Source organism: Colwellia ponticola, from assembly GCF_005885605.1.
GTDB lineage: Bacteria > Pseudomonadota > Gammaproteobacteria > Enterobacterales > Alteromonadaceae > Colwellia > Colwellia ponticola.
Genome location: NZ_SZVP01000161.1, coordinates 1 through 432, shown reverse-complemented (window position 1 = coordinate 432; position 432 = coordinate 1). Strand labels below are relative to the sequence as shown.

General features: G+C 38.7%; 1 protein-coding gene. It reads right to left on the bottom strand.

Annotation, left to right across the window (positions count from 1 at the left end):
• On the bottom strand, nucleotides 1-432 hold a 432-nt coding region (locus tag FCS21_RS17865), incomplete at both ends, for a glutamate ligase domain-containing protein (RefSeq protein WP_281279987.1).

Sequence of the window (432 nt, the reverse complement as noted above, 5' to 3'; positions counted from 1 at the left end):
AATGGAGATACATTATTTTCTTTGATGACTTCTCCACCTTTTTTGATTTTCGCTCCAAGGTCTTCAATCTTAACGTTTCCTTGTTCTTCCCGAGCCGAACCAAAAATATCGCATAAGTAAACTTTATCAGCTAAATCAAGTGCTTCTGCAAATTCATCCATCAATGCAATCGTACGCGTAAACGTATGGGGTTGGAAAACTGCAATTATTTCTTTATCTGGATATTTTTGGCGTGCGCCATCGATCGTTGCTTTGATTTCTGCAGGGTGATGCGCATAATCATCGACTACGGTCATGTCTGCTACGATTTTTTCACTGAATCGACGTTTTACTCCTGGGAAAGTCAGCATTTCTTCCGCAACTTCTTTCAGATCCAGTTTTTCAAAATATGCGACTGCAATAACACCTAAAGCATTTAAAATATTGTGTTTG